Origin of the sequence: Nocardioides potassii (assembly GCF_021648885.1) — a bacterium.
Classification (GTDB): domain Bacteria; phylum Actinomycetota; class Actinomycetes; order Propionibacteriales; family Nocardioidaceae; genus Nocardioides; species Nocardioides potassii.
In genome coordinates, this window is sequence record NZ_JAKJHZ010000010.1 from 390,199 (window position 1) to 403,462 (window position 13,264).

Sequence of the window (13,264 nt, forward strand, 5' to 3'; positions counted from 1 at the left end):
GCCCATGCCGACCGACCCGCGCGGGCTGCGCGACGACGCTCCGCTGCTCGACGCGTGGCTGCGGTTCCAGGAGGCGGCGCCGACGCCGTTCACCATCCCCGGGCACAAGCAGCGGCACGACCTCGTCGGCGACGTGGTCGCGGGCGACGTCCCGCTCTACGCCGGCCTCGACACGATGAAGCTGACCGGGGGCGTGCTCGCGGACGCCGAACGACGTGCGGCGCGGCTGTGGGGCGCCGACGTGTGCCGGTTCTCCACCGGAGGCGCCACGCACGCCAACCAGTCCGTCGCCCTCGCCGTCGCGGACGACGGTGACACCGTCGTGGTGAGCCGCACGCTCCACCGCTCGATGCTGCTGGGGCTGGTGCTCGCGGGGCTGACCCCGGTGTGGGTCCGACCCGAGGTCGACCCGGCGACCGGCCTGCCGCTCGGCGTCGCCCCGGACGCCGTACGACGCGCACTCGAGGCGCACCCGCACGCGCGGGCCGTCTTCGTGGGCGACCCGTCCTACGTCGGCACGGTCGGCGACGTGGCAGGCCTGGCCGACGCCGCCCACGAGCACGACGTGCCGTTGGTCGTCGACGCGGCGTGGGCCGCGCACTTCGGCTTCCACCCGGACCTGCCGCGGCACCCGCTCCAGCTCGGCGCCGACGTGATGGTGACCAGCGCGCACAAGACGCTCCCCGCCTGGAGCCAGGCCGCGATCGTGCTCGCCCGCACCGGGCGGGTCGACGCGGCCCGGTTGGAGGCCGGTGTCGAGGCGACCGCCACCACCAGCCCGGCCGGTGCGATCCTCGCCAGCACGGACGCCGCCCGCGCGCTGCTCGAGCGCGACGGTGAGGAGCTCCTCGGGGCGGCGATCGCCGCCAACCGCGAGGCGCGGTCGCGACTCCGGGCGGTCGACGGGCTGGCTGTCCTCGACGGGCCGGGTGTGGACCCGCTCAAGCTGACCGTCGTGCTGTCCCGGGCCGGCGTCGACGGCAACGCCGTCGAGCAGGACCTGCTCGACGCCGGCCTGCCTGTGGAGTCGGCCGACCGCGACGTCCTCGTCGCGGTCGTGTCCCTCGCCGACACGCCCGGGACGGTGGCCGGGCTCACCGACGCGCTCGTCGACTCGGTCGAGCGGCACCGCGGGCCGGCGCGCGCGGCGGTCGGCCCGGCGTCGTACGGCGTCCAGCCCGAGGCCGTGGTGCCGCCGCGGCAGGCCTTCTTCTCGCGGTCGGAGCACGTCCCGGTCACGAGCGCTGTCGGCCGGACGAGTGCCGAGCTCGTGGCGCCCTACCCACCCGGCATCCCGGTGCTGGCGCCGGGCGAGCGCATCACGGACCAGGCGCTCCAGGCGCTCGGTCACGCGCGGTTGGCTGGCGTCCGCATCGCCTATGCAGCGGACCCCACGCTCGCCACGCTGCGGGTCGTGGTCGACTGACGCGTCAGCCGATCGGAACGTCGGCCGCGGCCAGCAGCCGCAGGCGCTCGTGGCTGGGGCTGCCGGGCGTCGCGGTGTAGACGAGCAGCGAGTGCGACTGGAACGGGTCCTGGACGATCTGGCAGCTCAGCTCCAGCTCGCCGACCGCCGGGTGCAGGTAGCGCTTGACCTCCCGCGGCCGGATGCCGACCTCGTGCTCGGCCCACCGCTCGCGGAACTCCTCGCTGCGCTCGAGGAGCAGGTCGAGGAGCTCGGCTGCGCGCGAGCCCGGTCCCCGCAGCGTGACGATGCCGCGCAGGCCGGAGGCGTACATCCGCGAGTAGAAGTCGTGGTCCTCGGGCGGGTGCAGCCGGCGGGCGGCCGGGTCGGTGAACCAGCGGTAGCCGAGGCTGCGGGCGGGACCGCTGTGCCGCCGCGAGTCGCCGACGAGCGCGACGCTGAGCGGTGTCTGGCGCAGCGTCTCGCCGAGCTCGGTGACGATCTCCGCCGGGGTGTCCGCCAGCCGGTCGAAGATCCGCAGCATGCCGGGCGCGACGTGGTCGCCGGCCGGTCCGCGGGTTGGCGGGTGGTGCCCCGCGAGCCGGAACAGGTGGTCGCGCTCGTCGAGCGAGAGGTGCAGGCCCTGGGCGATCGAGGCGACCATCTGCTCGGACGGCTGGGGCCCGCGCTCGCGCTCGATGCGCGAGTAGAAGTCCGTCGACATGTGGCTCAGCGCCGCGACCTCCTCGCGTCGCAGGCCCGGCGTACGACGTCGCGCGCCGCGCGGCAGCCCGACGTCCTCGGGCTGCAGTGCCTCGCGGCGTCGGCGCAGGAAGTCGGCCAGTCCGGCTCGGTCGATCATGCGGCCATCCTCGCCGGTGGTGGTCACCGGATCCACGGATCGTCAGGCCGTGGATGAGCTCTGGCCACTCGGTCACGCTGGTGGGACATCCACGACAGAGGAGCCGCACGTGCGACCCAAGCAGTACGAGATCCACCTCCCCGACCTGACCGGGCGGCGCGCCCTGGTCACCGGCGCGAGCGACGGGATGGGGCTCGGCATCGCCGCCGCCCTCGCCGGCGCAGGCGCCCAGGTGCTGGTGCCGGTGCGCAACCGGCCGAAGGGAGACGCCGCCGTTGCGAAGATCCGCGCCGAGGTGCCCGGAGCACACCTCACGCTGCACGACCTCGACCTGTCGTCGCTCGCGTCCGTCGAGGCGCTCGCGGAGCGGCTGGTCGCGGAGGGAGAGCCGATCCACCTCCTGGTCAACAACGCGGGCGTGATGACGCCGCCCGAGCGGCAGACGACGGCGGACGGCTTGGAGCTGCAGCTCGGCACGAACCACCTGGGGCACTTCGCCCTCACCGGACGGCTCCTGCCGCTCCTGCGAGCCGGGCAGGCGCGCGTGACGACGCAGGCGAGCGTCGCCGCCCGCCGCGGGAGGATCAGCTGGGACGACCCGTCGTGGGAGTCGTCGTACGACGGCATGGCGGCCTACCGGCAGTCCAAGATCGCGTGCGGCCTGTTCGGCCTCGAGCTCAGCCGGCGCAGTGCCGCCGCCGGTTGGGGGATCACCAGCAACGTCTCGCACCCCGGTGTCGCGCCGACGAGCCTGCTCGCCGCCCGCCCCGAGATCGGTCGCTCCGACGACACGACCGCGGTGAGGATGATCCGCTGGCTGTCCGCGCACGGGTTGCTGGTCGGGACCGTCGAGTCAGCGAAGCTGCCCGCGCTCGTGGCGGTGACGACCGGGGACGACGGCGGCTTCTACGGACCCCAGTGGCCCGGCAACGCCGGCGGGCCGCCCGGACGGCAGTCGCTGTGGCCGGCGCTGGACAGGCCCGAGGACGCGGCGCGCCTGTGGGACCTCTCCGAGGAGCTGACCGGGGTGGCGTACGCCTGAGGCGTTGGTCGTACCCGGATCATGGGTGAGGTGCTGCACCGACATCCGTTCCTCGGCCTGCTGACCCTGCTCTACGGGGCGTTCGTCGCCGTGGTGACCCTCACCCCGGGGTCGGGGACCCCGGACTACTACGGCCTTGCCACGCGGGTGCTGGCCCGGATGCAGCGCTACCCCGAGCTCGACCCGCTGACCTACCGGCTCTCGGTGGAGCGGATCGAGTTCCTGGCCAACATCGGGCTCTTCGTGCCCCTCGGCGTCTTCCTGCTCCTGCTCGTCGGCACCCGGCTGTGGTGGGTGGCCCTCGCCGCCGGCATCGTCCTCACCTCGATGATCGAGACGGTGCAGAAGGAGATCCCCGGCCGCGTCTCCGACCCGCGTGACGTCGCAGCCAACTCGATCGGGATGTTCGTCGGGGTCTTCCTGGCGATCGTCCTGACCCTGCCGTCGACCCTGCGCCGCAACCGCGAGCGGCGGGTCTGAGGGACCGGACCCGACACGTGTCCGGGACGTGGCCCCCGACCGAGCGGATCGAGGGCCACGTCGCGGACACGTGTGGCTCAGCGGGCGGCGTGCTCGCGGGCGGCCGCGACCAGGCCGGCCATCAGCCCGATCTCGACCCGGGTCTCCGGGTGCCACTGCACGGCCATCCGGAACCGGTCGCCGTCGGCCTCCATCGCCTCGAGCGTCCCGTCGACGGCACGGGCCACGGCCGTGAAGCCGGGATGGGTGGCCACCGACTGGTGGTGGTGGCAGCCGACCTCGACGCGTTGCCCGACGAGGGTCGCCAGCCGGGACCCCGGCGCGGTCTCGACCTCGACGTCGCCGTAGACGTCGCCGCCGGGGGAGTGGGCGTCGGTGCCGACGAGGTCGGGCGTGTGCTGGTCGAGCGTGCCGCCCGCGTGGACCGCCATCAGCTGCATGCCCCGGCAGATCCCCAGCACCGGCAGGCCGGCCTCGTCCGCGGCGGTCAGGAGCGCCAGCTCCCACTCGTCCCGGTCCGGCCGGAGGCCGGTGGTGCGCTCGTGCGGCTCGGCGCCGTAGCGCGCCGGGTCGACGTCGGCGCCGCCGGAGATGACGAGGGCGTCGACCCGCTGCACGACCCGCGCGGCCGCACCCGCGGCGGCCACGGGCGGGAGCAGCAGCGGTACGCCGCCGGCGGCCTCCACCGCGACGGCGTACTCCGTCGGCAGGAGGTCGGCCCGGGTGTGCCACACGCCCCACGCCGCCTCCTGGCGGTACGTCGTCAGCCCGACGACCGGTGCGTCCGTCCCGTTGGACATGGCGGGCGTCAGAGCGGGGTGACGTAGGCGCCGGAGATGCCGCCGTCCACCAGGAAGGTGTTGGCGGTCATGAAGCTCGACTCGTCGGAGGCGAGGAAGAGCACGGCGTTGGCCATCTCCTCGGGCTCGGCGAAGCGGCCCATCGGCACGTGCACGAGCCGGCGCGCGGCCCGCTCGGCGTCGCTGGCGAACAGCTCCTTGAGCAGCGGGGTGTTGACCGGACCGGGGCACAGGGCGTTGACCCGCACGCCCTCCCGGGCGAACTGCACGCCGAGCTCGCGCGACATCGACAGCACGCCACCCTTGGAGGCGGAGTAGGAGATCTGCGAGGTGGCGGCACCCATCACCGCGACGAAGGACGCGGTGTTGATGATCGAGCCACGCTTCTGCTCGAGCATGTAGGGCAGCGCCGCCTTGCAGCACAGGTAGACGCTGGTGAGGTTGACCTCCTGCACCTTGCGCCACGCGTCGAGGTCGGTGTCGAGGATCGAGTCGTCCTCCGGCGGCGAGATGCCGGCGTTGTTGAAGGCGATGTCGACCGAGCCGTAGGTGTCCTTGGCCGTCCTGAAGAGTGCGTCCACCTGCTCCTTCGAGGTGACGTCGACGTGGACGTACGTCGCCACGTCGGAGCCGCCGAGCTCGGCGACCAGCGCCTCGCCGCTCGCGTCGTCGATGTCGCCGATGACGACGCGGGCGCCCTCCTCGACGAAACGACGTACGGTCGCCAGGCCGATGCCGCTGCAACCCCCGGTGACGACGGCCGTGCGGCCCTCGATGCGTCCTGCCATGTGAATGTGCCTCTCCTCTAGGTGATCGAGCAGCCGCGAGGAACGAGCGGCGTGTCGAGATCTGTGATGACTCAGTGGGTTGTCAGTGGGCTCTCAGTGGGCGATGAAGACGTTCTTCTCCTCGGTGAACGCGTTCGGCGCGTCCGGCCCGAGCTCGCGGCCGAGGCCGGACTGCTTGTAGCCGCCGAACGGCGTCCAGTAGCGCACCGACGAGTGGCTGTTGACCGACAGGTTGCCGGCCTCGACGCTGCGCGCGACCCGGAGGGCACGGCCGACGTCGGAGGTGAAGATCGACCCGGACAGGCCGTAGTCGGAGTCGTTGGCGAGCGCGATCGCCTCGTCCTCGTCGTCGAACGGCATGACCGCGACCACCGGGCCGAACACCTCCTCGCGCCACACCGCCTCGCCCGTGTCGCGCGACTCGACGACGGTCGGCGGAAGCCACCAGCCCGGGCCGTCGGGCGCGGTGCCGGTGAAGGCGACGCTGGCGCCGTCGATGTAGGCCTGGACCGTGTCGCGCTGGCCCGAGGAGACCATCGGTCCCATCTCGCTCTGCTCGTCGGCCGGGTCGATGACCCGCAGCGCCTTGACCGCGGTCTCGAGCCTCCCCACGAACTCGTCGTACGCCGAGCGCTGGACGAGGATCCGCGAGCGGGCGCAGCAGTCCTGGCCGGCGTTGTCGAAGACGGCGTACGGCGCACTGGCGGCCGCCGCGGCGACGTCGGTGTCGGCGAAGACGATGTTGGCGCTCTTGCCGCCGAGCTCGAGGGTCACCCGCTTCACCTGGTCGGCGCAGCCGGCCATGAGCTTCTTGCCGACCCCGGTGGAGCCGGTGAAGCACACCTTGCGCACCAGCGGGTGGGTGACGAAGCGCTCCCCGACGACGGACCCCTTGCCCGGGACGATGGTCAGGACGCCCGCGGGCAGGCCGGCCTCGACCGCGAGCTCACCGATCCGGATCGCGGTGAGCGGGGTGAGCTCGGCGGGCTTGAGGACGACGGTGTTGCCGGCCGCCAGCGCGGGTGCGAAGCCCCACGCGGCGATCGGCATCGGGAAGTTCCAGGGGACGATGATCCCCACCACGCCGAGCGGCTCGTGGAAGGTGACGTCGGTGCCGCCCGGCACCGGGATCTGGCGGCCGAAGAGCCGCTCGGGTGCCGCCGAGTAGTAGTTGAGGCAGTCGCGGACGTTGCCCGCCTCCCACCGCGCGTTGCCGATCGTGTGGCCGGCGTTGAGCACCTCGAGCTGGGCCAGCTCCTCGTTGTGCGCGTCGACGATCGCGGCGAAGGCCCGCAGCAGCCGGGCCCGCTCGCCGGGCGCGACGGATCGCCACGCCCCGAAGGCGTCGTGCGCGCGCTGGATCGCGGCGTCGGCCTCCTCGAGCGTCGCCGAGGCGGGGGAGCGGTCGAGCTCCTCGCCCGTGGTGGGGTTGATCAGGGTGGTCATGAAGGTCGTCTCGTCCTCTCGTTCACAGCCGCTCGAAGCCGCGGCGCAGCTCCCAGTCGGTGACCGTCGCGTTGTACGACGCCAGCTCGACGTCGGCCATGTTGGTGTAGTGCTCGACCACCTCGTCGCCCAGGGCCGCCCGGGCCACGGCAGACGTGTGGAACCTCTCGCGCGCGGCGCCCATCGTGCTCGGCACGCGCGCCTTGTCCGAGGCGTAGGCGTTGCCGGTGAGCTCGGGCTCGAGCTCCAGCTCCTCGTCGATGCCGTGGAGCCCGCCGGCGATCATCGCGGCCAGTGCGAGGTAGGGGTTCGCGTCCGCGCCGGGGATCCGGTTCTCCATCCGGGCGCCCGCGCCGCGACCGACCAGGCGCATCGCGCAGGTGCGGTTGTCCATGCCCCAGCCGAGCGTGGTGGGAGCGAAGGAGCCGTCGGCGAACCGCTTGTAGGAGTTGATGTTGGGCGCGAAGAACAGCGTGAAGTCCGCCGCCGTCGCCAGGACGCCGGCGATGAACCGGTCGTAGAGGGGCGTCCGCGCGTCCTTCTCCTCGTCCCAGAACACGAGCTCACCGTCCGCGCCGCGCAGCGACATGTGGATGTGGCACGAGTTGCCCTCGCGCTGGTTGGGCTTGGCCATGAAGGTGACCGACTTGCCGTGCTGGGCGGCGATCTCCTTGGCGGCGTTCTTGTAGACCGCGTGGTTGTCGGCGGTGGTCAGGGCGTCGTTGAAGAGGAAGCCGATCTCGTGCTGGCCGAAGTTGCACTCGCCCTTCGCGCCCTCGACGTCCAGCCCGGCGGCGTACATGTGGTTGCGGATGTCGCGCAGCAGCGGCTCGACACGCGTGGTGCCGAGGATCGAGTAGTCGACGTTGTACTGGTTGGCCGGCGTGAGGTCGGTCCACCCCTTGCGGGCCGCCTCCTCGTAGGTGTCGTCGTAGATCACCAGCTCCAGCTCGGTGCCGGCGAGCGCGACCAGGCCGCGCTCGGCGAGCCGGTCGAGCTGCGCCTTGAGGATCGCGCGCGGGCTGGCCGACACCGGCCGGTGGTCGGCCCACTCGAGGTCGCACTGGACCATGACCGTGGCCGGCAGCCACGGCAGCAACCGGATGGTCTGCTCGTCCATCACGAACTCCATGTCGCCGTAGCCCTGCTCCCACGACGTCATCGCGTAGCCGTCGACGGTGTTCATGTCGACGTCGACCGCGAGGAGGTAGTTGCAGCCCTCGGTGCCGTGGCCGACGACGTGGTCGAGGAAGTACCGCCCGTGCAGCCGCTTGCCCTGGAGGCGGCCCTGCATGTCGGTGAAGGCGAGCACGACTGTGTCGACCTCGCCGGCCTCGATGCGCTGGCGCAGGTCGTCCATGGTCAGGTGCCGGTCGTTGCGTGTGCTCACGGGTTCTCCTGGTCAGTGCGGCGTAGGGCGTGGGGAGTGCGTGGGGCGTGCGGGCGTGCGGAAGTCATCCCAGCAGGCCGCGGAGGAGCGCGGCGGTGTCGTCGCAGTGGTCCTCCATCACCTTGCGGGCACGGTCGGGTCGACCGTCGACGATGGCTCGGCAGATCAGGCGGTGCTGGCGGTGCGAGTGGCCGATGTTGGGCTCCAGCGCGGGGATCGCACCGAGCATCGAGTCGAGGGTGGACTGGACCGACGTGACCGCCTCCTGCAGCAGCGACGAACCGCTCAGCGACGCGATCGTGAGGTGCAGCCGCGAGTCGGCCTGCCGGTGGGCACGCTTGCCGGTGGCCTGGTGCACAGCCTCCTCGGACGCGGCGAGCCGGTCGCGGTCGACGTCGCCGAGGTCGTGGCTGGCGGCCAGGTGGGCCGCTCCCGGCTCGACCACCCGCCGGAACTCCAGCGCGTCGAGCCACTCCGCCTTGGTCGCCGCCGACACCTTCGCGAGCCCGCCCGTGAAGCGACCGCGTGCCTGCGACGTCACCGACGAGCCTCCGCCTCGACCGCGCCTGGTCTCGACCAGTCCCGCCTGCCGCAGCGCGGCGATCGCCTCGCGCAGCGTGGCGCGGCTGACCGCCAGCCGCTCGGCCAGCTCGCGCTCCGGCGGCAGCAGGCTGCCGACGGGGTAGACACCGAGCCGGATCGCGGTCGCGAGCTGCTCGACGCAGCCTTCGAACGCGTGGTGACCGCGGACCGGCCGGAGCACCGCTGCCGTGAGGTGCTCGTGGGGCTGGGCGGTCATGCGCGACAGTCTCGACGTGACCACCTCCACACGTCAATGGTCGGAGTTCATACCAATTTCCCGGAGTTCTGGACCGGGGTATTCACAAGCGGGCAAGGCCGGGTCTAGGTTGCCGAGCATCCACTACGCCCCGAGAGGTGTGCACATGTCCGCAGAGTCCCCAGCCGAGATGCCGGCGCAGCGCAGCATGAGTGCGGACGAGGAGCACCTCGCCAAGCTCGGCTACAAGCAGGAGCTGGCACGCTCCTGGTCCGGCTTCTCGAACTTCGCGATCTCGTTCTCGATCATCTCGATCCTCGCCGGCTGCCTGACGACGTACGGCGCCGGCATCGCCAACGGCGGCCCGGTCTCGATCTCCTGGTCGTGGCCGATCATCTCGGTCTTCATCCTCATCATCGGCTTCACGATGTCCGAGCTCGTCTCGGCGATGCCGACCTCGGGCGGCATCTACTACTGGGCGTCCAAGCTCGGTGGCCCCGCGGCCGGCTTCTTCACCGGGTGGCTCAACCTGATCGGCCTCATCGCGGTGACGGCGTCGGTGGCCTACGGGTGCGCGACCTTCTTCCACCTGACGTTCCTGGCGTGGGGCTGGCAGGACACCTTCTCGCTCAACTTCGTGTTCGTGCTGTTCCTGGTGATCCTGGCGTTCATCACCGTGGTCAACATCTTCTCAAGCCACCTGCTCGCGGTGATCAACAACATCTCGGTGTGGTGGCACGTCGCCGGTGCCGCGTTCCTGGTGCTCGTCCTGATCATCGTCCCCGACCAGCACCTCAGCGTGTCGCAGGTCTTCACCGACAAGTTCAACGGCTCGGGCTGGGCCGACGGGTCGACGAGCAGCCTCGTCTACTTCTTCGCGATCATCCCGTTCGGCTTCATCCTCACGCAGTACACGATCACCGGGTTCGACGCCTCGGTGCACCTGTCCGAGGAGACGCAGGGCGCGGCGCGGACCGCCGCCCGGGCCATCTGGCAGTCGATCTTCTACTCCGCCGTCGGCGGCTACATCCTGCTGCTCGCGGTGACGTTCGCGATCCCGCAGGTCGACGGCCAGCCGGACTACGCCAGCATCCCGGCCGGTGGCGTCGCCTACGTCTTCGACACCGCCCTCGGCTCGACCTGGGGCGGCCTGCTGCTCTTCGTCTCCTCGGCGGCACAGCTCTTCTGCGCCACCGCCTGCCTGACGTCCACGTCGCGGATGATGTTCGCCTTCAGCCGTGACCGCGCGGTGCCGGGCTCGCGCTACTGGTCGAAGGTCAACGCCCAGCGCACCCCGGCCAACGCGGTGATCTTCGCCGCCGTCCTCGGTGCACTGATCACGCTGCCCGCGCTGAAGTCGGTCAACGGCATCCCCACGGCGTTCTACGCGGTCACGTCGGTGTCCGTCATCGGCCTCTACTTCTCGTTCGCCATCCCGATCTACCTGCGCTGGCGCGCCGGCGACTCGTTCGAGGTCGGCAGCTGGAACAACGGCAGCAAGTACAAGTGGATGAACCTCGTCGCCGTCATCGAGATCGTCGTCGTCGGGCTCTTCCTGATGATGCCCACCTCGCCGTTCGGCGCGCCCTGGCGCGACGAGTTCGACTGGGCGGCGGTCAACTACGCGCCGATCATGGTCGTCGCCGTCCTCCTGCTCCTCGCACTCTGGTGGCAGGCCTCCGCCAAGAACTGGTTCACCGGTCCGGTCAAGACGATCGACGAGGACGTCGTCAACGCCTTCGAGAGCTGAGCGCGGTCCTCGAACGACGGACCCCGGGTCGGGTGGCCCGGGGTCCGTCGTGTGTGCGACCGGTGTCAGTGGGTCGTGAGCCAGTCGTCGTACGACACGAGGTCCTGACCGGCGAAGCACGTCCCGTCGGGCACGACCGCGGCGGGGACGTCGTACGACACCAGGTCGCGGCAGCGGAAGGGCTCCTGCGCGCCGAGCCGGACCGGCGTGCGCCATCCCCCGTCCGTGCGGACGGCGATCTGGACGTAGCCGCCGTCCGGGCAGGGAGCGAAGCTGCCCATGTCGCTGATGAGCGCGTAGCCGTCGGAGCGCCACGTCTTGACGACCATCGTGGCCGCCGTGCGGCACCTCGGTCGGGGATCGTTGTCCTGCCACAGCCTCGTCAGCCGGCGCTCGACGAAGCGCTGGAAGGGCTTCGACGTCGCGGAGATGCGGTCGAGGTGCTCGAGGGTGACCGTGGCGCCGTGGCCCTGGTAGGTCACGGTGCGCACCGACCCAGGTGCGGCAGTGGCGCCGGCCGGTGCCGCGACCGACAGCGTGACCGCGATGAGCAGGAGGGTGGTGAGGGTGCGGCGCATGGGTGCCTCCCGAGGGTGCGCGGCCGCGGATCGGCCGGTCCACCTACAGGACGCCACCGCCGCCGGGGAGGTTGCAGGAGGACCACGAAATCGCGGAGAACCCCGGGTCGACGACCCGGGGTTCTCCGTCTCTGTGTCCGAGGGGGGACTTGAACCCCCACGCCCTAATACGGGCACTAGCACCTCAAGCTAGCGCGTCTGCCAATTCCGCCACCCGGACGAGTGCTGGAGAACAGTAGCAAAGGCTTTCGTGGGTCACTGCATCGGGGAAGACGTCCACAACTGGTGCAGGATGGAGGGCATGGACGACGCCTCCGCACAGCCCTCCCGGGACCTCTCCTACGACCCCGCCGCGGAGGTCGTGCAGCTCTGCCAGGACCTCATTCGCATGGACACGTCGAACTACGGCAACGGCGACGGACCGGGGGAGCGCAAGGCCGCCGAGCACGTCGCGACGCTGCTCGACGAGGTCGGGATCGAGAGCCAGGTCATCGAGGGCAGCCCCGGTCGTGCCAACGTCGTCGCGCGCTGGGGCGGCGGCGACGGCCGCGCCCCGCTGCTGCTGCACGGCCACCTCGACGTCGTACCGGCCGAGGCGTCGGACTGGCAGGTCGACCCGTTCAGCGGGGAGATCAGGGACGGGTACGTCTGGGGTCGCGGCGCGGTGGACATGAAGGACTTCGACGCGATGCTCCTCAGCGTCGTCCGGGCGCGGGCCACCGCGGGCGAGGCCCCGGGCCGGGAGGTGGTGCTCTGCTTCACCGCCGACGAGGAAGCCGGCGGCCACCACGGTGCCGAGGTCCTCGTCGAGCAGCACCCCGACCTGCTGGCCGACTGCACCGAGGCCGTCGGTGAGGTGGGCGGCTTCTCCGCGACCGTGCGGGGTCGCCGCGTCTACCTGATCGAGGCAGCCGAGAAGGGCATGGCGTGGATGCGCCTGACCGCCCGTGGCCGCGCCGGTCACGGCTCCATGATCAACGCCGACAACGCGGTGACCCGCCTGACCGGCGCCGTGCACCGCATCGGATCGCACCAGTGGCCGGTGCGCCTGACCCCGGCGATGGAGGTGCTGCTCGCGACGATCGGCGACCTCGCCGGGACCGAGGCGACGCCGGACAATGCCGAGGCGCTGGTCGAGGAGTTCGGCGACGCCGCCAAGATGCTCGGCGCCGTCATCCGCAACACCGCCAACCCCACCACGCTGCAGGCCGGCTACAAGACCAACGTCATCCCGACCGACGCCCACGCAACCGTCGACGGCCGCTTCCTGCCCGGCTACGAGGACGAGTTCTTCGCGACCCTCCACGAGCTCGCCGGCGACGGCATCGACTTCGAGCTCGAGTCGCACCAGCAGCCGTGGGAGACGCCGTACGACGGTGACCTCGTCGATGCGATGACCCGCAGCCTGATGGCCGAGGACCCCGACGCGCTCGTGGCGCCGTTCCTGATGAGCGGCGGCACCGATGCCAAGCACTTCCGCAAGCTCGACATGCGCTCGTACGGCTTCGCGCCCCTGCGCCTGCCCGCCGAGCTCGACTTCACCGCACTGTTCCACGGAGTCGACGAGCGCGTGCCGGTCGACGCGCTCGAGTTCGGCGCGCGGGTGTTCGACCGCTTCCTCGATGACGTCTGAGACCCACGACGTCATACGGACGGAGCAACCGTTTGCCCCGTCCGTATGACGTCCTGACGGCCAGCGGGTGATCGCCCTCGCCGATCGGGGGACCGGAAGGTGTCACGCACGTCACCCCCGGACACCGGCGAGGGAATGCACGGCGCTGTGGCACAGTTGCGACCACGAAGAGCTTGCGTGCTCTGGGGGCGGTGGAACTCCGCACCGGCGGTCACAGTCCGCGACCCGACCACAGCCAGTGGCCGGTTGACCAGGTGGAACTCCTGGACCGACGGTCATAGTCCGGATGAGAAGTGCACGCTGACGGCTCGG

General features: G+C 71.4%; 12 protein-coding genes, 1 tRNA gene and 1 riboswitch. Of the genes, 5 read left to right on the top strand and 8 right to left on the bottom strand.

Features of this window, described 5'->3' with window-relative positions; translation table 11 throughout:
* Positions 1 to 4: 4 nt before the first annotated feature.
* Positions 5 to 1,426: an aminotransferase class I/II-fold pyridoxal phosphate-dependent enzyme gene (locus L2K70_RS18020; RefSeq protein WP_236404617.1), complete on the top strand. Its 1,422-nt coding sequence runs from the start codon at positions 5 to 7 to the stop codon at positions 1,424 to 1,426.
* A gap of 4 nt (positions 1,427 to 1,430) precedes the next feature.
* Here L2K70_RS18020 and L2K70_RS18025 read toward each other — a convergent pair whose 3' ends face one another.
* A complete protein-coding gene (locus L2K70_RS18025; RefSeq protein WP_236404618.1) occupies positions 1,431 to 2,267 on the bottom strand; it encodes a helix-turn-helix transcriptional regulator in 837 nt (278 codons plus the stop codon).
* A gap of 109 nt (positions 2,268 to 2,376) precedes the next feature.
* Here L2K70_RS18025 and L2K70_RS18030 point away from each other — a divergent pair, with 109 nt between their 5' ends.
* Both L2K70_RS18030 and L2K70_RS18035 read left to right on the top strand, forming a co-directional pair.
* On the top strand, positions 2,377 to 3,309 hold the full coding sequence (locus tag L2K70_RS18030) for an SDR family oxidoreductase (protein WP_236404619.1): 933 nt from the start codon (positions 2,377 to 2,379) through the stop codon (positions 3,307 to 3,309).
* Between the two features lie 30 nt (positions 3,310 to 3,339).
* Positions 3,340 to 3,789, top strand: coding sequence for a VanZ family protein (locus tag L2K70_RS18035; protein ID WP_236404620.1), 450 nt, complete (start codon positions 3,340 to 3,342; stop codon positions 3,787 to 3,789).
* Positions 3,790 to 3,866: 77 nt separating this feature from the next.
* On the opposite strand, the gene L2K70_RS18040 is transcribed toward L2K70_RS18035, so the two are convergent.
* From L2K70_RS18040 to L2K70_RS18060, 5 genes are all read right to left on the bottom strand, one after another.
* Positions 3,867 to 4,589 carry a gamma-glutamyl-gamma-aminobutyrate hydrolase family protein gene (locus L2K70_RS18040; RefSeq protein ID WP_236404621.1) on the bottom strand — a complete coding sequence of 241 codons (723 nt, stop codon included), beginning with the start codon at positions 4,587 to 4,589 and terminating at the stop codon, positions 3,867 to 3,869.
* Positions 4,590 to 4,597: 8 nt separating this feature from the next.
* A complete protein-coding gene (locus L2K70_RS18045; RefSeq protein ID WP_236404622.1) occupies positions 4,598 to 5,377 on the bottom strand; it encodes a 3-oxoacyl-ACP reductase in 780 nt (259 codons plus the stop codon).
* A 93-nt stretch (positions 5,378 to 5,470) separates the two neighbouring features.
* Positions 5,471 to 6,823: an aldehyde dehydrogenase family protein gene (locus L2K70_RS18050; protein WP_236404623.1), complete on the bottom strand. Its 1,353-nt coding sequence runs from the start codon at positions 6,821 to 6,823 to the stop codon at positions 5,471 to 5,473.
* A gap of 22 nt (positions 6,824 to 6,845) precedes the next feature.
* Positions 6,846 to 8,213 (bottom strand): glutamine synthetase family protein, encoded by a 1,368-nt coding sequence (locus L2K70_RS18055; RefSeq protein WP_308195848.1) that lies wholly within the window; start codon positions 8,211 to 8,213, stop codon positions 6,846 to 6,848.
* 64 nt (positions 8,214 to 8,277) lie between these two features.
* Positions 8,278 to 9,012: a FadR/GntR family transcriptional regulator gene (locus tag L2K70_RS18060; protein WP_236404624.1), complete on the bottom strand. Its 735-nt coding sequence runs from the start codon at positions 9,010 to 9,012 to the stop codon at positions 8,278 to 8,280.
* Between the two features lie 145 nt (positions 9,013 to 9,157).
* Here L2K70_RS18060 and L2K70_RS18065 point away from each other — a divergent pair, with 145 nt between their 5' ends.
* Positions 9,158 to 10,741 carry an amino acid permease gene (locus tag L2K70_RS18065; protein ID WP_236404625.1) on the top strand — a complete coding sequence of 528 codons (1,584 nt, stop codon included), beginning with the start codon at positions 9,158 to 9,160 and terminating at the stop codon, positions 10,739 to 10,741.
* Positions 10,742 to 10,806: 65 nt separating this feature from the next.
* On the opposite strand, the gene L2K70_RS18070 is transcribed toward L2K70_RS18065, so the two are convergent.
* Both L2K70_RS18070 and L2K70_RS18075 read right to left on the bottom strand, forming a co-directional pair.
* Entirely contained in the window at positions 10,807 to 11,319 is a 513-nt protein-coding gene (locus L2K70_RS18070) for a hypothetical protein (RefSeq protein WP_236404626.1), read from the bottom strand.
* Between the two features lie 134 nt (positions 11,320 to 11,453).
* A tRNA-Leu gene (locus L2K70_RS18075) sits at positions 11,454 to 11,539 on the bottom strand.
* 81 nt (positions 11,540 to 11,620) lie between these two features.
* On the opposite strand from L2K70_RS18075, the gene L2K70_RS18080 reads away from it, so the two are divergent.
* Positions 11,621 to 12,952 carry a M20/M25/M40 family metallo-hydrolase gene (locus tag L2K70_RS18080; protein ID WP_236404627.1) on the top strand — a complete coding sequence of 444 codons (1,332 nt, stop codon included), beginning with the start codon at positions 11,621 to 11,623 and terminating at the stop codon, positions 12,950 to 12,952.
* A 173-nt stretch (positions 12,953 to 13,125) separates the two neighbouring features.
* Positions 13,126 to 13,255, top strand: a riboswitch (FMN riboswitch).
* Positions 13,256 to 13,264: the final 9 nt, after the last annotated feature.

Excerpts from the sequence above, each read along its gene's own strand:
- L2K70_RS18020 (WP_236404617.1), top strand. The coding sequence starts at position 5 with ATGCCGACCGACCCGCGCGGGCTGCGCGACGACGCTCCGCTGCTCGAC.
- L2K70_RS18025 (WP_236404618.1), bottom strand. The coding sequence starts at position 2,267 with ATGATCGACCGAGCCGGACTGGCCGACTTCCTGCGCCGACGCCGCGAG.
- L2K70_RS18040 (WP_236404621.1), bottom strand. The coding sequence starts at position 4,589 with ATGTCCAACGGGACGGACGCACCGGTCGTCGGGCTGACGACGTACCGC.
- L2K70_RS18045 (WP_236404622.1), bottom strand. The coding sequence starts at position 5,377 with ATGGCAGGACGCATCGAGGGCCGCACGGCCGTCGTCACCGGGGGTTGC.
- L2K70_RS18050 (WP_236404623.1), bottom strand. The coding sequence starts at position 6,823 with ATGACCACCCTGATCAACCCCACCACGGGCGAGGAGCTCGACCGCTCC.
- L2K70_RS18060 (WP_236404624.1), bottom strand. The coding sequence starts at position 9,012 with ATGACCGCCCAGCCCCACGAGCACCTCACGGCAGCGGTGCTCCGGCCG.
- L2K70_RS18065 (WP_236404625.1), top strand. The coding sequence starts at position 9,158 with ATGTCCGCAGAGTCCCCAGCCGAGATGCCGGCGCAGCGCAGCATGAGT.
- L2K70_RS18070 (WP_236404626.1), bottom strand. The coding sequence starts at position 11,319 with ATGCGCCGCACCCTCACCACCCTCCTGCTCATCGCGGTCACGCTGTCG.
- L2K70_RS18080 (WP_236404627.1), top strand. The coding sequence starts at position 11,621 with ATGGACGACGCCTCCGCACAGCCCTCCCGGGACCTCTCCTACGACCCC.